This window comes from Candidatus Saccharibacteria bacterium, from assembly GCA_016700375.1.
Lineage (GTDB): Bacteria > Patescibacteriota > Saccharimonadia > Saccharimonadales > UBA4665 > JAGXIT01.
This window is the reverse complement of sequence record CP065016.1, coordinates 1,129,201-1,146,654: the sequence shown is the minus strand read 5'-3', so window position 1 is coordinate 1,146,654 and position 17,454 is coordinate 1,129,201. Positions and strand designations below refer to the sequence as shown.

The following is a 17,454-nucleotide window of genomic DNA, read 5'->3' as shown; positions in this document are numbered from 1 at the left end:
ACGGGGATAACAGCGCTGAGGAGAATATTTTCGCTCCGTTCATAAGAACGCACACATTACACAATGCCAGTCAGAGTGTTCTCAGGTATAATTCAGGGAAAGGTATCAGACTAAAGCATATGAAACTACTCCTTATAGAAGACGAACCCAAAATCGCCCGCGCAATCAAACTGGGGCTTGAGCAAGAACACTCAACCGTGGAGGTCTGTCACGACGGTGCCGATGGTTTGGCGGCCGCACTTGGCGACGACTACGACGTTATTATCCTTGACCGTATGCTCCCTGGCGGTATGGACGGGCTCGAAATATGCGAAAAACTGCGCAGCAAGGGCGTCAAAACCCCCGTCATTATGCTCACCGCAAAAGGCCAGGTCCGCGACCGCGTAGCTGGACTCAACGCCGGTGCAGACGACTACCTCGTAAAGCCATTTTCATTTGAGGAGCTCCTAGCTCGCCTGCGCGCCCTTACCCGTCGCCCACACGAAACAAGTGGCACAAATTTGCAGGTCGGTGATCTCAGTCTCGACACCGTGAGTTATGACGTCCGCCGCGCAGGCAAGCCAATTGCCCTTTCGCAAACCGAATATTCGCTACTGGAATATCTTATGCGGAACAAGGAACGGGTCTTGAGTAAGGATAACATCATCAATCACGTCTGGGATTTTGACGCAGACATTTTGCCCAACACTGTCGAAGCCTACATAGGTTACCTGCGCAATAAAGTTGATAAGCCGTTCAAATCCAAACCCCTTATCCACACGGTTCGCGGGTTTGGCTACAAACTGAGCGAGGTCGCATGAAACACCCAGTGTTTCACTCTGCAACCCTTCGTCTCACGGCGTGGTACACGCTGATTTTACTATTCATTAGCCTGCTGTTTAGTTTTATTGTCTTCCAGATATCTACGCACGAGCTGGGGCGAAGCTACCGCCCGCCTCGAGCAGGTGAAATATTCATTAACCTCGCCGACGATGCCGATGGCTTTCGGACGTGGCGCGAACAACGTGTTGCCGAGAGTCGCTCACGCCTGCTTGGGCAATTAGTCTTATTTAATCTGGTCGTTCTTTCGGGTGGAGCTATAGGGAGCTACCTGCTTGCCCGACGTACGTTACGACCCGTCGAAGAAGCGCTCGAAAGCCAAACGCGGTTCAGTAGTGATGCCGCGCACGAGCTGCGCACCCCGCTCACCATTATGCAGTCGGAGATTGAGGTTGGCTTGCGTGATAAAACTGCTACCAAAGCCAGCCACGCAGCCCTGCTTGCAAGCAGCCTCGACGAAGTTCACCACATGCGCACGCTCACTGACCGACTACTGATGCTCGCGAACAATCACGATATATCCTTATCCCCCACTTCACTCGAAGTGGCTGCCATAGAAGCCGTCAACCGCACCATTCCGCTCGCGCAAGCAAAGAAAATCTCCATCGAAAATACTGTTCGAGATATCACAGTAGTTGCGAACGCAGAAAGCCTTACCGACGTACTTGTAATCTTGCTAGACAACGCCGTGAAATACAGCCCATCAAAATCGACCATTACCCTCAGTGCTCAAAAACGCGGCAAACAGGCGACACTGAGTATCAGCGACACCGGGCACGGTATTGCCGAAAAAGACCTACCCCACATTTTTGACCGTTTCTACCGGGCAGATACATCACGTAGCAGTCAAAATGTGGCTGGCCATGGCCTTGGTCTTTCTATAGCCAAACAAATCATATCCGCACACCACGGCCACATTGCCGCCCGCTCTAATGCAAGCGGCAAAGGCACCACCTTCACCATCACTCTCCTCCTCGCCTAACCCCCTACCTGCGGCATGCTATCATAGCCACATGACAAACCCAGGTAAAAAATGGCGTTTTTTACAGAGAGTAGAACAATTCCCAGGCGGATGGCTCTTTGCGTTTACTATCAAACTTGGCTGGGCAGCGATATTTGGCGGGCTTATGCTCGGGACTATTATCGTCACCAAGTATGTTGAGCTTCCCCTGCTTGCCCGTTACGATTGGCTATTTCTCTTTGCAGTCTTCATTCAGCTGGTACTGGTCGCAACAAAGCTCGAAAAGCCACACGAAGTTGTAACCATACTCATTTTTCACCTTGTGGGTCTCGGTATGGAACTATTCAAAACGGCACCAGGGATTGGGTCTTGGTCGTACCCTGAAGATGCCGTTTTTAAACTAGCCACAGTACCGCTGTATTCGGGCTTTATGTATGCTGCGGTTGGTAGCTTCATTGCTCGTGCGTGGCGAGTCCTTGCGCTTGAATTCCGCCCCTACCCAAAGCGCCTGTATACCATTTTACTTGCGGCCGCAATCTATTTGAACTTTTTCTCGCACCACTACACCTATGACATCCGCTGGTTGCTCTTTGGTGCAACCCTTGTCCTATATGGTCGCACCTGGACCTACTACACCGTACACACTACGGAACGGCGCATGCCGTTTTTGGTCACCGCTCTTTTGTCGGCCTTTTTTGTGTGGCTGGCTGAAAACATTGGCACCTTCACAAAAAGCTGGCTGTACCCAAACCAGGCAACTGAATGGCACCTAGTGAGCATACACAAACTAGGCGCCTGGCTACTCCTGATGCTCATTAGCTTCATCATGATTGACCTCCTCCACGCCCTCCGTACCCGCCGAAAAACATGATACAATCTGCGCAGATGAAACAAACGCACAAAGAACGGGTTGCGGCGCTAGCCGCACAAGTCGCAGGATTTTACGAGCAAAAGAAACCCTTTAAAATTTACCATGGCAGCACAAATTCCACCCGGATTCAAGTTTTTAAACGGAGCGAAATGCTCGACGCCAGTGGGCTTAACCACATCTTGCATATTGACCCAAAGACCAAAACCGCCCTCGTAGAGCCAAACGTCCCCATGGACAAACTCGTCCGCGCCACGCTAAAACACGGTCTCATTCCACCGGTTGTTATGGAATTCCCCGGCATTACGGTGGGTGGCGGCGTACAGGGCGGAGCCGGCGAAAGTAGCTCCTTCCGGTATGGCTGCTTTCATAGCACTTGTACATCATACGAGATAATTACCGGGGACGGCACGATTACGAATTGCAGCCCAAAGAAACACGCTGACTTATTTTATGGCACAGCAGGCTCCTATGGCACCCTTGGCGTAATGACGGCGATAGAGCTTCGCCTCATTCCTGCCAAAAAATATGTACGGCTTACGTATTTTCCCGTCAAAAGCTTCGACGCTGCAGTGTCACTCATGCAAAAAGAAGCAGCCAAAAAACCCGATTACATAGACGGGATTATGTTCGCACGCGACCGTGGCGTCATTATGGTTGGCTCGCTTACAAATGAAAAAGCTGGCGTAGTCACCCGCTTCAGTCGCGCCCGTGATGAACGGTTTTACCTTGACGCCGAAAAAGAATCCCATGGGGGCATCTGGAACAAAATAATCCCACTAACCGACTATTTGTTCCGCTACGACCGAGGTGCGTTTTGGGTCGGTAAATATGCTTTTAAGGTATTCGACATTCCTTTTACAAAATTTTGGCGCAGATTACTTAACTGGATGCTCCACACCCGCAAACTATATGAAGCACTCCAGGAAAGTGGCATGTCTCAGCATCATGTCGTACAGGATCTGGCGCTGCCCGTAGAAAAAGCTGTAGAGTTCATGAATTTCGTTGACAATACGTTAGGCATCTATCCACTATGGCTCTGTCCACTTAAAACCGACAAGCTATCGCCATTCATCTCGAGTAACTTACCAACTCCACTCGTTATAAATGTCGGCGTGTGGGGTGAGTTTATACCAGATTATAATCAGTTTTTACGGGCAAATCGCTCAATTGAAAAAAAACTGACCCAGTTGGGTGGGAAAAAGTGGTTCTATGCCCACACATACTATTCCGAGGAAGACTTTTGGCATATCTACCATAAGAATAAGTACCAAAAACTACGTCGTACATATCAAACGTCATATCAGCCAACGGTTTACGAAAAGGTTCGCGTACGTGAGCGTTTCAAATTAGATACGCACCGCGGTTTGTGGCGAACATTGTTTCGAACAGCGAAGCTCCGGATTACCCCATGAGCTGGCAGGTGTATATTGCTGTTGCCGTGCTACTTCTTTCGGTTTCAATACTGCTCCAAAGAATTATTTTGCACCGCTATAAGGTAGATGATGTGGCGTTTGCCGGTATGTTTCAGCTGTCGGTGGCGACGGTCATGTTGCCATGGGTTTTCGCTAACGGCATATCGTTTGCCGGGTACTCTTCTCAGTGGTTTGCCGTTGGGCTTTGCACGGCTTGTTTTGGGGTTGGTTCTGTGGTGTACGCAAAAACGCTAAAACATATAGATGCGTCTGTATTTTCGGTGTTGTTTGCAACGCAGGCCATATGGATAATCTTAGCTGGAATATGGCTGTACAACGAACGGCTCAGTTGGCTACAGCTCGCTGGTGGCATACTCGTTTTTGGAAGCATAGTCCTTTTGAGCGAGAGCCGCCAAGTATTCAGGAGGCGTAAGGGCGTTGTATATGGGCTTATTACCGGTTTTCTTTTTGGCATAGCTATAGCCAGCTCTGCGTATGTCGTTCGCAATGTTGAGCCAATCACATGGATTTGGTTTTCGTTTGTTTTGGGTGGCATCGGCTCACTGATGGTCCAACCAAGTAAAATACCTCTCTGTAAAAACCTCATCCGCGGTAAAGTACTTCGTCTGCTGATCATCCTGGCAGTGATATATGCACTTGGCAATGCCGCTATGAACTATGCCTACCTATACGGTCCTTTTAGCCTCGTAGCGCCTATTCGCCAAGCAGGAATAATCGTCACCGCCCTACTGGCCTTTGCTTTTATGCGCAGCGAGCGCACTAACATTGCACGCAAACTCACTGCTGCCGCCATGTGCACCTTTGGCGTCATCCTCCTCGTTATTTAGATATTTCCCTGTTATACTATGCATACATTTGCGCGCCCTTAGCTCAGCGGATTAGAGCGTCTGTCTTCGGAACAGAAGGTCGTAGGTTCGAATCCTGCAGGGCGTACCATTCTACTTCGCTAAAGCTTCGTAGAATAAATATATCGAACGTGTGTTCTGTCTGATACATTCCACTAGTCCAAACCATGAAATAGAATGTCCTCCGAAGCCTTGCGCGAAGGAGGATTCTTTGTATATTATTGCTACCTGTGTATTACGTCTATCTGCTAAAAAGTCAGCGGTTCAATGAAACATATGTCGGTATCACTTCCAATTTACGACAACGTTTTACCAATCATAATGCCGGTCGCAGCAAACACACGAGCAAGTACCGTCCTTGGGACTTAATCGTTTACACTGCCTTTACGTCGAAGAATAAAGCCATTGCATACGAGCAATATCTTAAAACCGGTTCCGGTATCGCCTTCCTAAGAAGACATTATCTATAGGGATTTATCCCCAGGTTATCCACATCATAAAATGCTCGTGCTTGCAATGGTTTGCGCATGAGCGTAGAGTGGTAAATACCATCGTTGAGGTGGTCACCGCCCTTCGGGGCAGTGTGCGGGGAGTCACCTAGTGACAATCCGCATGAAAAAGTCCGGCTTGTCTGGGCTTTTTCATTTTTCTAGACACAATTTTCTATTACGTTCGTATCTTTGGTTATATATAAGCCAGTGTTATCTTAGTTTTTTATACGCTCGTAAACCTCAAATGTATACTGCGGCTCATCTACACCTGGCGTACCCGGCCATGATTTTATGAGCGTGAAGTTTCGTAGTCGTTCCATGGGGTAAAACTTGTCGCAGTCGTAGTCTGCATGCACGCGAGTCAGGTAGATTTGGTCTGGCTCCACCTCGGCAATGCTGCCGTTCCATACATCTTTACCAGCGGCGGCCATATCTGCCAAAAATTTTTCGAGAGAATGAATGATGGTTACGTTCGTTTCGTCTGGTATGTCATGAGAAGTTAGTACATACAAGTGGCGTCCAGCTGGTGGCCACGCGTTCGCACCGTGTCTTTCGACTAACCCCTTTTTCATAGCCTCGTAGGTGCCACGCCCAATGAGCAGGTTGCCGCCAAACCGTTTGCTCTGTTCGTGAAAATACGTAAGGTCTTCCGGTATAAACCATGGGGTTTTACCCCTTTTTGCCATACCACCTTTTTCATCAACCGCCACAATATCCCGAATCATGATTGTCTTCTCCTAATGCACCCCGCCACCATCTTGTCATCTTGAGCATGAGCGTAAGATCTCCTATGAAGTCCAGAGAAGATTCTTCGCATTCGCTCAGAATGACAAAATATCATCTGAGTTCTCTATGTCCTTCCCGAAGCTGAGAAATGAGGAAGAAAGAACCCGTTATAACACCAATATCTTGAACGTGATGGAGGAACGTTTCATATGCCTCCTTTTGACTGTGTACGGCACGACATTTCACTCCATTTGCCTGTAGTACGCTGGTGATTTCACTTGGTCCTATGGAAAGCAGGGGCAAGTCCTGTGTTTTGGTGAAGGTCGTAACTATGACTTCAGCGGCGTGGTTTTGCAGTAGCGGAACAATATCGGCTATTTCTTTACCCTGCTTCAGGGCGAGCAGTACGACTGGCTTCACACCAGGATATTTTGCAGCAAAACTTTGCCAAAACGCACTCATTTTCTGCCCGTTATGTGCTCCGTCCATGAGTATGGTTTTGCCCGTAATCCTGCGTTCGTCCATGCGCCCTGGCACTTGTAGCTCCATGGTTTTTTGCAACTTTGTCGCAGAAATATCGCGTAATTCGTCTCGTTTTACCAGAAATTTGTAGGCCGCGAATGCCAGCAGCCAGTTGCGCTTCTGGTACTCTGGCATGTCTGCTGAGAAATTACCATGGTACGCGTTAGCAAGCCTATCTTGCTCAAAAGTAAGCAACTCAGCATCTTCTTGCTGGCTCACCCAGTAACGCACCACTGTCATGATTTCTGGATTTTGGTCGTACATGAGTGCAGTGTTGCCATCGTGAATAATCCCTGCCTTTTGATAGGCAATTTTGCCCAAAGTAGTTCCCAAATGCTCCATATGGTCATAACCGATATCGGTGATAACGCAAAGTTTATCAGTGCGGGCCGCGATGTTCGTAGAATCGTCCAGCCCGCCCATACCGGTTTCTATGACCGCATAGTCAACCTGTTCTTTTTGAAAGACCCAATAGGCAAACGCTATCAAAACCTCGAAGCGGGTCGGCTGCTCTGGCGCATCGCTCAGCAGCTCGATGAACTCGCCGAAGTATGCGGCAAACTGTTTCTCGGAAAGTGGCAGACCATTTATTTGAACCTGTTCGTTCATTCCGTCTACGTAGGGCGAGACGGTGGTACCGACTTTAGAACCTGCGGCTACAAGTAGTGCAGTGATGAAATACGAGGTAGATGTTTTGCCGCTAGTACCGGCCACATGTATGACACAAAGCGATTTTTCTGGGTTGCTGAGGTGGGCCATGAGGCGTTCTGTGCGACCAAGCGTTATGTGCTTGCCAACAGTGCGCTTCGAAACAGCATCATACGGACGCAGCGCCTCATTCACCTCAGAAAGAGTGGTCATTTTCACCCCATTACCATACCACACCTCTGTTATACGTGCTATAATTCACTCGGTACCACTTCCTCTAGCAAAATCTCAAACCAGGGAGCGAAGTCGACCGTTTGAGATTTTGAGAGGACGACCGTAGCGCTAGGCCGAAGCTTTTACCGATAGGTAAAACGAGGTAGGCGCGTACGGGAGGACGAGCCCCGTTAGCTCAATTGGATAGAGCGTCGGTTTCCGGTACCGGAGGTTGCAGGTTCGATTCCTGTGCGGGGTACCAAGAGTCATAAATATATGCCCGCAAGATATCATCTATAAATGGCCGGAAGGGCCAATTTAATTATGAAGTTAAAGACCCCAGCGATAGAAGGTGAGATAAACAAAGAGGACTATGACTTCCTGCAAAAATTTGCTGGTAGTGATTTGTTAGGTTTATTAGGAGGTGATTGGATCAAATTATGGAGATGGAATAACCTCATAAACATTGCTGGGCGCGTAAGAAGGAAGTGCGAAGAGTCTAATCTAGATCCAAATAGGGTGAGCCCCAAGTTTTTAAGCCAATTCTTTGAAGAGTCGTCCTTAGAAGAAAACGAGATATTACAGGAGATGTGGGCAAACCTTTTAGTGAATCGCAGTGTGAATCCGTCAACAAACAATTACTACATTACTATACTAAGCCCCAATCCCTCCGACACCTCGGTGTGTAGAATTGGGGCATATGTGTATGAAGAAGAACCTAACCCGACATCAAGTTATTGCCTATCGTAAACGAGTGTTAACTGAAGCCGATGCGAAAGGCGCGGCAATCGCTGCCCGAATGTTTGGGATCCATCGGGATACTATCTATGCTTGGCGGATCGAACTGTTCCCGCAGAAGCCTGGACCAAAAGGCAGGGTATCCTGGCAGACGAATGAAGACATTGAGGATTTGGTGCTACAAATCAGGCTGGGACTATCCTATGGCCCGAAGCGAATCGTCGATGAGATGAGTGACTCTGGAATATCCATTGGCGAGAAAGCTGTCCGCGGCATTATTGAACGAGCCGACCTCGTAAAGCACCAGAAACATCCAAAGAAAAAGCCAACGAGACCGTTCTACGCGCCCTATCCAGGCTACCGAGTGCAGATTGACACTAAGGCTGCACCGGTTCGTCCGGACGAAGATAAACGACGGAGTCGGAGACAGCAGTTTACAGCGATAGACATTGTCAGCAAGATCCGGTACCTGGCGGTCAAGGATGGCTTGTCGAATAGCAACTCAATCGCCTTTGTGCGTGAAGCCCTGGCGTTCTACGAATCGATTGGTATTACGGTGGAATGTGTCCAGACAGATAACCACTCCACGTTCACCAATTTGTCTACTGGCGGTAACAAAAAGCGTGACCATGAGCTCAGACGTATCCACCCGTTCACGCAGTACCTGCTCGACCGGGGCATCGAGCACAAGCTATCCCGACCGGGTACACCCCAACATAATGGTTTTGTCGAGCGGAGCCATCGGACAGACGAAGAAGAGTTTTACCACGTCACCAAAACGACCGAGCTTGATGTCGTCGCGTTCAACGAAGCAATGAAACTATGGCAGAACGAATACAATCGCGTGAGACGGCATAGCAGCTGCAATAACCTGCCGCCAATGGAGCACTATGAAGCGGTATGGAAAGGAACAGTAACTCATGTCTAAGTGTCTGGACAATTGGGGCTTAGTACACAATTACTACATTACCATTCTTAAAAATCTTGAGCCTGTTGAGGCTAGTATGATTAATTTATTGTTTAGTCAGAGTAACGAAAGCTATGAAACGTCTTACGATTTTAATAAAGTACTTGTAGGGTCGGGAGAAAGTATTACAAAAGAACAATTAGCCGTTTTAATACAAAAGCTTTATAGTTTTAACATTCTCCGTCCGCCCATTATACAGGGTATATCAATGGGACCGTATCCACCGGCTTTGGAGACTATCGAAGTATTTAGATTTAGTGAAATGGGCATAGACTTCTGCAAGGCTTGCACGGCAGTAGTAAAACACTAACCATAGGAGCTGACTACTCAAACGTATTGCAGCTTGCCATTTTTCCCGTGTTGTAGCCCGTAGTAAACCATTTAGTACGCTGAGCGGATGAGCCGTGTGTCCAGGTCTCGGGGTTGCTGCGACCTTGCGTGGCTTCTTGTATACGGTCATCGCCGACGGCTGCAGCAGCACTGAGCGCTTCTTTGATTTCGTCGGGGTTTTCAAAAACACCAAGCTGCGAGAGCGAACGGGCCCATATGCCCGCGTAGCAGTCGGCTTGTAGTTCTAAGCGTACCGATAACTCATTTGCCGCACCCGGGTCGTCTTGCTGGGCAGCGGCTACCTGCTCCATGGTGCCAGTGACGTTTTGCACATGATGCCCGACCTCGTGTGAAATAACGTAGGCTTGTGCTACATCGCCGCTACTGCCGCCAAACCGCCGCTGGAGTTCGTCGAAAAATGTTTCGTCCATATAAATCGTTTGGTCATAGGGGCAATAGTGCGGCCCAACGGCCGAACTAGCCGCGCCGCACGCAGACTGCGTTAGGTCCCGAAACAGTACAAGCTTCGGGGGTGTATACTCCACACCTTGCACGGCAAGTATTGCCTGCCAGGTGTCGTTGTTAGACCCAAGCACTTTCTTGGTAAACGTCTCGTACTGGTCGGCACCCTGGAATTCGGCGGGCTGAGATGTCGTGGTCGGCTGCTGTTGGGCGACCTGGCCAAGAATTTGCTCGAGCATACTGCCGTTTTGCCCTGTACCGCCGCCCAGAAATGCAAATGCAAGAAACAAAATGAGCCCGCCAATGCTCGTAACGGCTATACCGCCGGTCCCCATGCCCCGCCGGTCTTCTACATTCCCACTACTGCCGATTTTATCCCACAAAGCCATGTTGAACTCCTTGCATATGAGAACAGTATACTATGCGCTAATGGAGCGACTGTAATGACCATCACATTTTTATTCCGGGAATATTATGTTATAATTATATAAATGCTCCAGCTCCAAGCCCTCAATCGTTCCCCAGAAATCGCAGCCCATACGAGCGAGCATGGCCGGTCAGGCATTATTATCGTTGGAAGTACTGCGTTAGCGCTTTATAAGGTCATGCTCGATATGCCCCTTACGCTTCACCGAATAAGTGTGAGTGACCTCGATATTTGTGTGCCTGATGCACTGCAAAATACTATTCGAGCAAATGATTGGCGCCCTAACCGCTACAGGGGCGTGATAACATTTCGCCAAGAAATCGACCTTTCAAAAATAGAGCCTAAGCTCCGGCGACCCGTTCAAATAGACGCCGACACAACGGTAGGAACATGGTCCTACGGGGAAGCTCACGAGGATGCTCTCATTTACCCCGGTGATGGTGAGCACCCGGAACTAACAAGTGGATACGCAGTTTTACACCCCTCGAAACAACTTGAATGGTATCAACAGCTATCTAGGGTAAAAGATGGGCCAAGAATAACATTTTTACAAACACATATTATCCCCCGCCTTGGAAAATTATCACTTTTCAAGCAGTAAGCGAGTACTGCGACCATTCAACAAAGCTCTGTGGCTCACGAACACCGCTTACCGCAGGGCCACCAAGGCGGTAAGCATCGCGCACCGGTATGCCCTGGTCTCGTCCAACAGCAACAAGTGCCTCATGGATGTCACCTTCAAACCTATCCTGCGCACCAGCGGCAATGTAAACGGGGTTTTCTGTATTGGCACACAGCTGCCACAGCCGAGTCCTTGTTTCGTCGCTCAGATTGTTTTGGTGTCCATCCCAGTTATCTATAACCCGTACCGTGGGGTCGACCACTTCGTCACTTATTTGCTGGTATCCGCCTGCAATCAGCCGTGTCACGGTGCGCTCACCGCCATCAGCAGAAGCTATTACCGCCCGAATAACTCGAAGTATTCGGCACTCAAAACCGAGCGCCCGCTCCAAATCTGCCCTAACGGTATCAATCTGTTCCCTCGGCGCTAGTCCAAAACGCCTCAAATGTTCGATTGCATTATCCTGACGCTGACGTATAGGGCCTGCGGGTTTCAATTGCTCTTCTAGACTGGCAATAAATGAGTCTACTTCTGCAGCAAAATCAATTTCTTGCGGTCTAACCGCCGAACCTGGAATTGAATTTCGAGACATTTCGGAAAAATTTGCCATGTATTTGTTTTAGAAGCTCGATTCTAATTATGCATTATATGCGATCGGCAGTCGGTAATTTTTATCACATTGTAGCGGGCAAATTAGCCTTCGGTGCCAGTTAAGGCGAGTGCAACAACGCCAATCCTAGGGGCAGGTTTAGCAATAAATTCTTCCATGGTTGGCATGACTGCTTCTGCGGCATAAACGAGCTCAGTATTATCAACAGCATAACGAATTAAATCTCTAAGAGTACTGGTGAATTCTTGTCCTGATAACACCGCGTCATGGTCTGCCAAATCTACCGGCAGATATTTGCCATTTACTTTCGCTACTACTTCAACGGGTGTCTGCCATGCCGGAGTTGTATCTCTCGTTATCGGAACATTTTCGGTTACGGTCCTAATCTGATTTCTGTACACGGGTCTGCCTGAAGAATCAGAATCTGCAATTCGCATATTGATCTTTTTTTCTATGCGTTCCAGTCTATGGGCGCGCGTACGCGTGAGAGAAATATCCTGTACGGTAGCTCCCAACACAATACCGAATACCTTACAAAGTAGAGCTTTTTGAGATTCTCGCCCTGCATAAGTAACACCTGCAGTTTCAATACCTGTAAGGAGCCAGGAAAGTTCATCTACTACATGACGTTGGCCCCGTTCTGGGAATACAAGCACGTTTCCACCCACTTCAGGAGTAATTGAAGCTTTTACCGCCATATGGTTTCCTCTTATTGTTTATTTGAGAGACTAAGCGCCTTATATCCATATTCTTTATACGCCCGGTGGAGAGGACGTGCTGTAATAAATCTCACAACTACTTCACGAGGTTGCGCTGAATGATTTCGGCCAGTGCCGTGTAATTGCTGGCGCAGAGCCAAGTAGTAATGGCAATGAGCAGCGGCAGTACAACAAAGTTTTCCATGCCTTTGCCGGTAGTCACGCGCAGGCGACGCAGCGGCGGAAACCCAAATTTGAATGGAATGGGCAGCAGCCATGGCACTCCTTCTTTGGTGAAACTATCCATAATGAGGTGAGACACAACACCGGTCAGAAAGGCGCCCCAGACGAAATGTATATCTACGTTCGGCATAATTGGCTGCAAAAATTGGAGTAGTAGCAAACTAAGCGCCCCAAATGCTGCAACACCCAAAATAGAGTGGCAAAAGAAACGATGCCCACCCACCAGTGCCCCAAAAATCTTTCCAAAGTACCGCCCAACCGGTATATTGCGCCACAGTGGCGCCGTGGGCTGGTCTATGTCTGGCGCAATCCCACCAAGCTGGTTTGCAAGCACCGCCGTCAGCGCTGTGGCTACTGTAGTCTTGCCGGGCGGCACGGCCAGAATCCACAACGTAAGTGCAGTAAGAGCAGCAACATCATGCGTCCGTGCAGTCATATGCACTCCATTATACGTGTCTTATGTTTTTCTTTGCTCCTTTTGAACCGGCCGTAGGTATTGACGTAAAATTACCGCCTTCTTATCGCCGACAATTTTTGCGAGCTCCCAGTCGCGTGCCTGCATAACACCTCGCACGCTGCCAAATGTTTTAATGAGTTTCTTGCGGGTTGCCGGGCCAATGGTGGGGATGCCATCCAGCACGCTAGCGGTTTGCTGTTTTACTTTGAGCGTAGAGTGATAACTCACGGCAAAGCGGTGAGACTCGTCGCGTATACGCTGCAGTAGTTTTACAAGGTTGGTGCTGTGGGGCAAATTTACCAGAATAAAATCGTCAGTTTCAGTGGTGTACCCACCGAGTTTATGCAACACGTTTACATCTAGCGTAACGTTCGAGCCAACCTCGGACGAACTTTGCCCTCTACCCTCTGCACTCTGCTCTTTTTTTATGACAATCTGCTCTTCCCGCTTCGCCAGCCCTATCATGGGCATCATGAATCCCTGCGTCAAGGACGGACCCTGACGCAGCACTGCGTCAGGGTCCGTCCTTGACGCAAACTCGGCGCGGGCGCGGAGCGCGGCGTCTAGCTGGCCTTTGCCGCCGTCTATGAGGAACAGGTCGGGCTTACCCCAAGCTTTCATATTTTTATCGCTCAGGCGGCGAGTAATGGTTTCGTGCATGTTGTAAAAGTCGTCGTTTTGCTGACGGGTCATTTTGAACTTGCGGTATTGGCCTTTGTCGCTCACGCCATTGGTAAATACAACCATGCTCGCCACAACGTTCGTGCCCTGCATGTGGGATATGTCGTAGCCCTCTATCCGACGCGGAAATTTCGCTAGGCCCAGCAAGTCAACCAGCTCACCAAGCGCATGGTCTTTGCTGATATCCATAAATTCTTTGTCGCTAAAGATGACTTGGCGGCCAAGGTTTTGCAGTGCCGCCATTTGGTTTCGCAGTTTGGCAGCCAACTCGAAGTTTTGGGCTTTGCTGGCGACTTTCATCTCTTTCTCCACCTGGCGGATGATGCGCTCGCGTTTACCCTCTATGACCGCTATGAGCTTGCGCAGGTTTGCGCGGTAATCGGCAAGGTTTGTCTTGCCTTCTTCCAACCCAGGGTCAAGGCCAAGGTGATAGTACAGGCTCACCCGTTTTTGTCCCGCTGGTTTTTTGTAGGCAAAGGGAAAAATACGGCGCAGCAGTTTGAGTGCCGCACGAACGCCCGTAGTCGAAAAGTACGGGCCGTAGTAACGTGCACCATCATCGAGCGGTCGGCGCGTGGTACTAACTGTGGGGTAATCGCTATCGATGTCGATGCGTATGTAGCTCATGGCCTTATCGTCGCGCAGCAAAATGTTATAGCGTGGCATATAGCGGCGAATCATCTCAGCCTCGAGGAACAGCGCTTCAAGCTCACTTTCCACTTCCATCCAATCGGTATCGACTATTTCTGCTACCAACGCCTCTGTTTTTGGGTCGCGCGACCGACTTGCCTGAAAATACTGCCGTACCCGGTTGCGCAGCACCGCCGCCTTCCCCACATAAATAATCTCCCCTGAGGCTGACTTATGAAAATACACCCCTGGGGTTTTGGGCAACTCTTTTAATTTATTAGCCAATTCTTCGCTCAAAATAATGGGAGTAGCCTTACTGCATTATGCCTAAAGACGCGTTTATCTTTCTATTGCTTTTCCCCGTCATCCGGCCGATTTTGTAATCTATATTCATGATAATCCTCAACACCAAAAGTAGATGGTACGGACATGGTGACCTGGCCTACATTGCGATTTCCATATTCCCAATCTCGTTTAATAACATCCAGTATGGCATTCTTTGCCTTCTCAAAAACTGAATTATACGCACCTTCAGCCCGCCTTCGACCGACACGAGTACCAAGATAAACATCGCCAGTAAATTCGCTCATAATTTATGAAGATATACTAGCATAAAAGCTTGTGTTTGACAACCTATCTGGGAGCCGGTAGAAGTAGTCTGGTCTTTTTTGCATAGTCCTCCCAGCCATGTCTGGTTTTTAGTCTCGCCTCTTTTGGGGGGATGCCGGAAACGTAGACTATGAGATAGGTTATGACAGCCGCGCCACCCAAGCCCACCCAGCCATGTGCGGTGCCGAGCGACATGAGCGCAACTCCCCACCACATAGTGAGTTCGCCAAAGTAGTTTGGGTAGCGCGAATATTTCCAAAGACCGTGAGTCATGAGCTTGCCGCGGTTTACTGGGTTCGCCAGAAAGCGCTTTAGCTGCGCATCAGCCAGCGTCTCACACCAAAAGCCTACAGCCCATACTAAGACACCTAGTTGCATCCATATATTCCAAGCTACCCCTTGACTGATGCAAATATGAATAACTGGTATAGATACTAGTAGTGCCAAGAGCGACTGCACTCCATATATACGAACATAGGCATTTAGCGCTCTGTTACCGCGCCATTTTTTCATGAGTTCAACGTAGCGTTCATCTGTACTGGAGGAACGCAAAAACCGGCGCCCAATGTGCCACGCCAGCCGAAGCCCCCAAATGCACACCAGCCCTAAAACTACTGTAGCCGCGTTTAACCCGACTGTATAGGGGCCAATTACAAAGGCGCTTGTGGCAATAGCCATAAAGGTCAAGCCCCAGGCAGTGTCCACCAAATCAAACCGCTGCCGAGCAAGTGCGACCGCAAAGAATAGAGTCAGCAGGAGCAGGCCAGCCAGCCAACACAGTGCCATTTTGCTGAATACGTTTCCAAGCATGCCATAACGAACAAGTGTCGCAACAGACAAAACCACATACCCGACGAAAAATAGTTGCAGCAGGCGTTTCATCAGCGGTGCAGTATGGCGAATGTCACACCCGCGACCGTGGCCGTCAGCAGTGCCCCCCAAGCCAAATCAACCACAACAACTTTGGTGGTAAAGCCTTTGATGGTGGCAAGGTTTGTTAAGTCATAGGTGGCATACGCCACAAAGCCAAAGAGCGCGCCGCGTGTCAGGGCGTAGCCGAGCGAACCCCTTTCAAGAGCCGGCGAGATGACAAATGTCACCACTCCAACTACGTAAATAACGTAAAACAATACTGCAGCCGTCATATTTGGCTTGTCGAGTAGGAGTTTACCGATTTGCGAGCGATAAAACGTTTTCGCGACCGTTCCAAGCCAAATCCAGTCCAGCGCCCCCATGACGCCACCCGCCACCACAAGTTGCTTGACTAATTCCATATGCCCTCCTTTTGTTTTAGTATACCTCAAGCAGGAATTTTTCGTTTGGCAAAAAAGTTCGTACCGTCCATACTTAAGCTCATGAACAATGACACTATGCAGTGGTATGATGCGCTCACGAAACCTTCGTGGACACCAAGCCCAAATATCATTGGCACCATCTGGACGCTCCTGTATCCCATAATTATTGGTGTCAATATTTACGTATGGATGCTGTACGCTCGAAAAGAAATCCCCTTCATCGTACTCCTACCTTTTATCATAAATGTAGTCGCGAATATTGCATTTACGCCCATTCAGTTTGGGCTGCGCAGCCTCGTAGGGGCAGCCACGTGCATCCTCATCGTATGGGCAACTATCATTTGGTTAATGGTTGCCATTTGGCCGCACAACCGCATCGTTGCGTTCCTATTTATTCCTTACCTTCTGTGGGTTAGCCTTGCTAGCGTCCTCCAGCTAAGCATTACCACTAGTAACTAGTGTCTTTCTTTTTCATGTAGTGCTGTCGGTCAGCCGGGGGCAAATGTTCAATAGCGTACCGCAAAGCGGTGCGTGGCATATGGTGCGCATGTCGATTAAGAAAATTGCGTAGCAGTTGTTCATCGCAGCGTTTGCCGACTTCGCGCAGCGTCCAGCCAACAGCTTTATGCATGAGGTCCTCACGGTCATGTAGTAATAATTCGGCCAATTCAAGTGAGGTAGTCGCATCACCTCGAGCAATGTAGGCAAATGTGCTAATGATGCTCACACGCCGTTCCCACAGGTTGTCGCTATTCGCAAGTTTGTACAACACTGCACGGTTTTCTCGCACATGTTCACCGACAATGTGACGGCAAGTAACGTCAACGAGATCCCAGTTATTGATATTTCGCTTGGTTAGCTCACGCATATAGAGGTCAAATATGTCGTTTTTCGCTCTCGTTGATGCGTGTGGGTATTGCAGCGTCAGTATAATGAGCCCTGCCATGCGGTGTTCGTGAAACGGACTTTCGATGAGTTTTTGTACCTCAGCAAGCGACAACTGTTTGAACTCTTTACATATCTTCCGTATCATCGGCACGCGGACGCCGATGAATTGGTCACCTTCGCCATACTCCCCCGGCCCCGTCTTGAAAAACCACTGCAAGTTCACCGCGTCGGCATCACTGACATACTTTTTCAGGTTATCCATAACCAT

The 17,454-nt window shown here is 49.1% G+C and carries 21 protein-coding genes and 2 tRNA genes; 12 read left to right on the top strand and 11 right to left on the bottom strand.

Features of this window, described 5'->3' with window-relative positions; genetic code table 11:
• Positions 1-119 precede the first annotated feature (119 nt).
• The 7 genes from IPP75_05930 to IPP75_05900 all read left to right on the top strand — a co-directional run bounded on the left by IPP75_05930 (position 120) and on the right by IPP75_05900 (position 5,399).
• Entirely contained in the window at positions 120-800 is a 681-nt protein-coding gene (locus tag IPP75_05930; GenBank protein ID QQS69418.1) for a response regulator transcription factor, read from the top strand.
• Positions 797-1,801, top strand: a complete 1,005-nt coding sequence (locus IPP75_05925; GenBank protein ID QQS69417.1) for a HAMP domain-containing histidine kinase — start codon at positions 797-799, stop codon at positions 1,799-1,801. The genes IPP75_05930 and IPP75_05925 overlap by 4 nt, the downstream gene beginning before the upstream one ends.
• 31 nt (positions 1,802-1,832) lie before the next feature.
• Complete coding sequence (locus IPP75_05920; protein ID QQS69416.1) at positions 1,833-2,651, top strand: DUF817 domain-containing protein; 819 nt, start codon at positions 1,833-1,835, stop codon at positions 2,649-2,651.
• Positions 2,652-2,665: 14 nt separating this feature from the next.
• Positions 2,666-4,063 (top strand): FAD-binding oxidoreductase, encoded by a 1,398-nt coding sequence (locus IPP75_05915; GenBank protein ID QQS69415.1) that lies wholly within the window; start codon positions 2,666-2,668, stop codon positions 4,061-4,063.
• The gene (locus tag IPP75_05910; GenBank protein ID QQS69414.1) at positions 4,018-4,911 is read left to right on the top strand and encodes a DMT family transporter; all 894 of its coding nucleotides are present in this window, start codon (positions 4,018-4,020) and stop codon (positions 4,909-4,911) included. The genes IPP75_05915 and IPP75_05910 overlap by 46 nt, the downstream gene beginning before the upstream one ends.
• Before the next feature lie 32 nt (positions 4,912-4,943).
• A tRNA-Arg gene (locus IPP75_05905) sits at positions 4,944-5,020 on the top strand.
• Between the two features lie 139 nt (positions 5,021-5,159).
• A complete protein-coding gene (locus tag IPP75_05900) occupies positions 5,160-5,399 on the top strand; it encodes a GIY-YIG nuclease family protein (protein QQS69413.1) in 240 nt (79 codons plus the stop codon).
• 236 nt (positions 5,400-5,635) lie between these two features.
• Here the strand turns inward: IPP75_05900 and IPP75_05895 are convergent, their stop codons facing one another.
• Positions 5,636-6,145: a dihydrofolate reductase gene (locus IPP75_05895; protein QQS69412.1), complete on the bottom strand. Its 510-nt coding sequence runs from the start codon at positions 6,143-6,145 to the stop codon at positions 5,636-5,638.
• A 112-nt stretch (positions 6,146-6,257) separates the two neighbouring features.
• Entirely contained in the window at positions 6,258-7,529 is a 1,272-nt protein-coding gene (locus tag IPP75_05890) for a hypothetical protein (protein ID QQS69411.1), read from the bottom strand.
• A gap of 185 nt (positions 7,530-7,714) precedes the next feature.
• Here IPP75_05890 and IPP75_05885 point away from each other — a divergent pair.
• From IPP75_05885 to IPP75_05875, 3 genes are all read left to right on the top strand, one after another.
• Positions 7,715-7,791 (top strand) — tRNA-Arg (locus tag IPP75_05885).
• A 38-nt stretch (positions 7,792-7,829) separates the two neighbouring features.
• Positions 7,830-8,279 (top strand): hypothetical protein, encoded by a 450-nt coding sequence (locus IPP75_05880; protein QQS69410.1) that lies wholly within the window; start codon positions 7,830-7,832, stop codon positions 8,277-8,279.
• Positions 8,236-9,195 (top strand): transposase family protein, encoded by a 960-nt coding sequence (locus tag IPP75_05875; protein QQS69409.1) that lies wholly within the window; start codon positions 8,236-8,238, stop codon positions 9,193-9,195. Before IPP75_05880 ends, IPP75_05875 begins: the two co-directional genes overlap by 44 nt.
• A 362-nt stretch (positions 9,196-9,557) precedes the next feature.
• On the opposite strand, the gene IPP75_05870 is transcribed toward IPP75_05875, so the two are convergent.
• On the bottom strand, positions 9,558-10,415 hold the full coding sequence (locus tag IPP75_05870) for a zinc metallopeptidase (GenBank protein ID QQS69408.1): 858 nt from the start codon (positions 10,413-10,415) through the stop codon (positions 9,558-9,560).
• 102 nt (positions 10,416-10,517) lie between these two features.
• Between IPP75_05870 and IPP75_05865 the strand changes: the two genes are divergently transcribed.
• Positions 10,518-11,054, top strand: coding sequence for a hypothetical protein (locus tag IPP75_05865; GenBank protein QQS69407.1), 537 nt, complete (start codon positions 10,518-10,520; stop codon positions 11,052-11,054).
• Here the strand turns inward: IPP75_05865 and IPP75_05860 are convergent.
• The 7 genes from IPP75_05860 to IPP75_05830 form a co-directional block, all read right to left on the bottom strand.
• Positions 11,044-11,667, bottom strand: coding sequence for a hypothetical protein (locus IPP75_05860; protein ID QQS69406.1), 624 nt, complete (start codon positions 11,665-11,667; stop codon positions 11,044-11,046). The two genes, IPP75_05865 and IPP75_05860, sit on opposite strands and share 11 nt — an antisense overlap.
• A gap of 101 nt (positions 11,668-11,768) precedes the next feature.
• Positions 11,769-12,383, bottom strand: a complete 615-nt coding sequence (locus tag IPP75_05855) for a hypothetical protein (GenBank protein QQS69405.1) — start codon at positions 12,381-12,383, stop codon at positions 11,769-11,771.
• A 97-nt stretch (positions 12,384-12,480) separates the two neighbouring features.
• The gene (locus IPP75_05850) at positions 12,481-13,062 is read right to left on the bottom strand and encodes a metal-dependent hydrolase (protein ID QQS69404.1); all 582 of its coding nucleotides are present in this window, start codon (positions 13,060-13,062) and stop codon (positions 12,481-12,483) included.
• Positions 13,063-13,083: 21 nt separating this feature from the next.
• Positions 13,084-14,691, bottom strand: coding sequence for an excinuclease ABC subunit UvrC (locus tag IPP75_05845; GenBank protein ID QQS69403.1), 1,608 nt, complete (start codon positions 14,689-14,691; stop codon positions 13,084-13,086).
• Between the two features lie 50 nt (positions 14,692-14,741).
• Positions 14,742-14,984 (bottom strand): hypothetical protein, encoded by a 243-nt coding sequence (locus IPP75_05840; protein ID QQS69402.1) that lies wholly within the window; start codon positions 14,982-14,984, stop codon positions 14,742-14,744.
• Between the two features lie 43 nt (positions 14,985-15,027).
• Positions 15,028-15,885 carry a DUF1295 domain-containing protein gene (locus IPP75_05835; protein QQS69401.1) on the bottom strand — a complete coding sequence of 286 codons (858 nt, stop codon included), beginning with the start codon at positions 15,883-15,885 and terminating at the stop codon, positions 15,028-15,030.
• Positions 15,885-16,277 (bottom strand): DUF2177 family protein, encoded by a 393-nt coding sequence (locus IPP75_05830; protein QQS69400.1) that lies wholly within the window; start codon positions 16,275-16,277, stop codon positions 15,885-15,887. Before IPP75_05830 ends, IPP75_05835 begins: the two co-directional genes overlap by 1 nt.
• Before the next feature lie 81 nt (positions 16,278-16,358).
• Between IPP75_05830 and IPP75_05825 the strand changes: the two genes are divergently transcribed.
• Entirely contained in the window at positions 16,359-16,757 is a 399-nt protein-coding gene (locus IPP75_05825; GenBank protein QQS69399.1) for a tryptophan-rich sensory protein, read from the top strand.
• Here IPP75_05825 and IPP75_05820 read toward each other — a convergent pair.
• Entirely contained in the window at positions 16,747-17,454 is a 708-nt protein-coding gene (locus IPP75_05820; GenBank protein QQS70166.1) for a DNA alkylation repair protein, read from the bottom strand. The genes IPP75_05825 and IPP75_05820 overlap by 11 nt on opposite strands.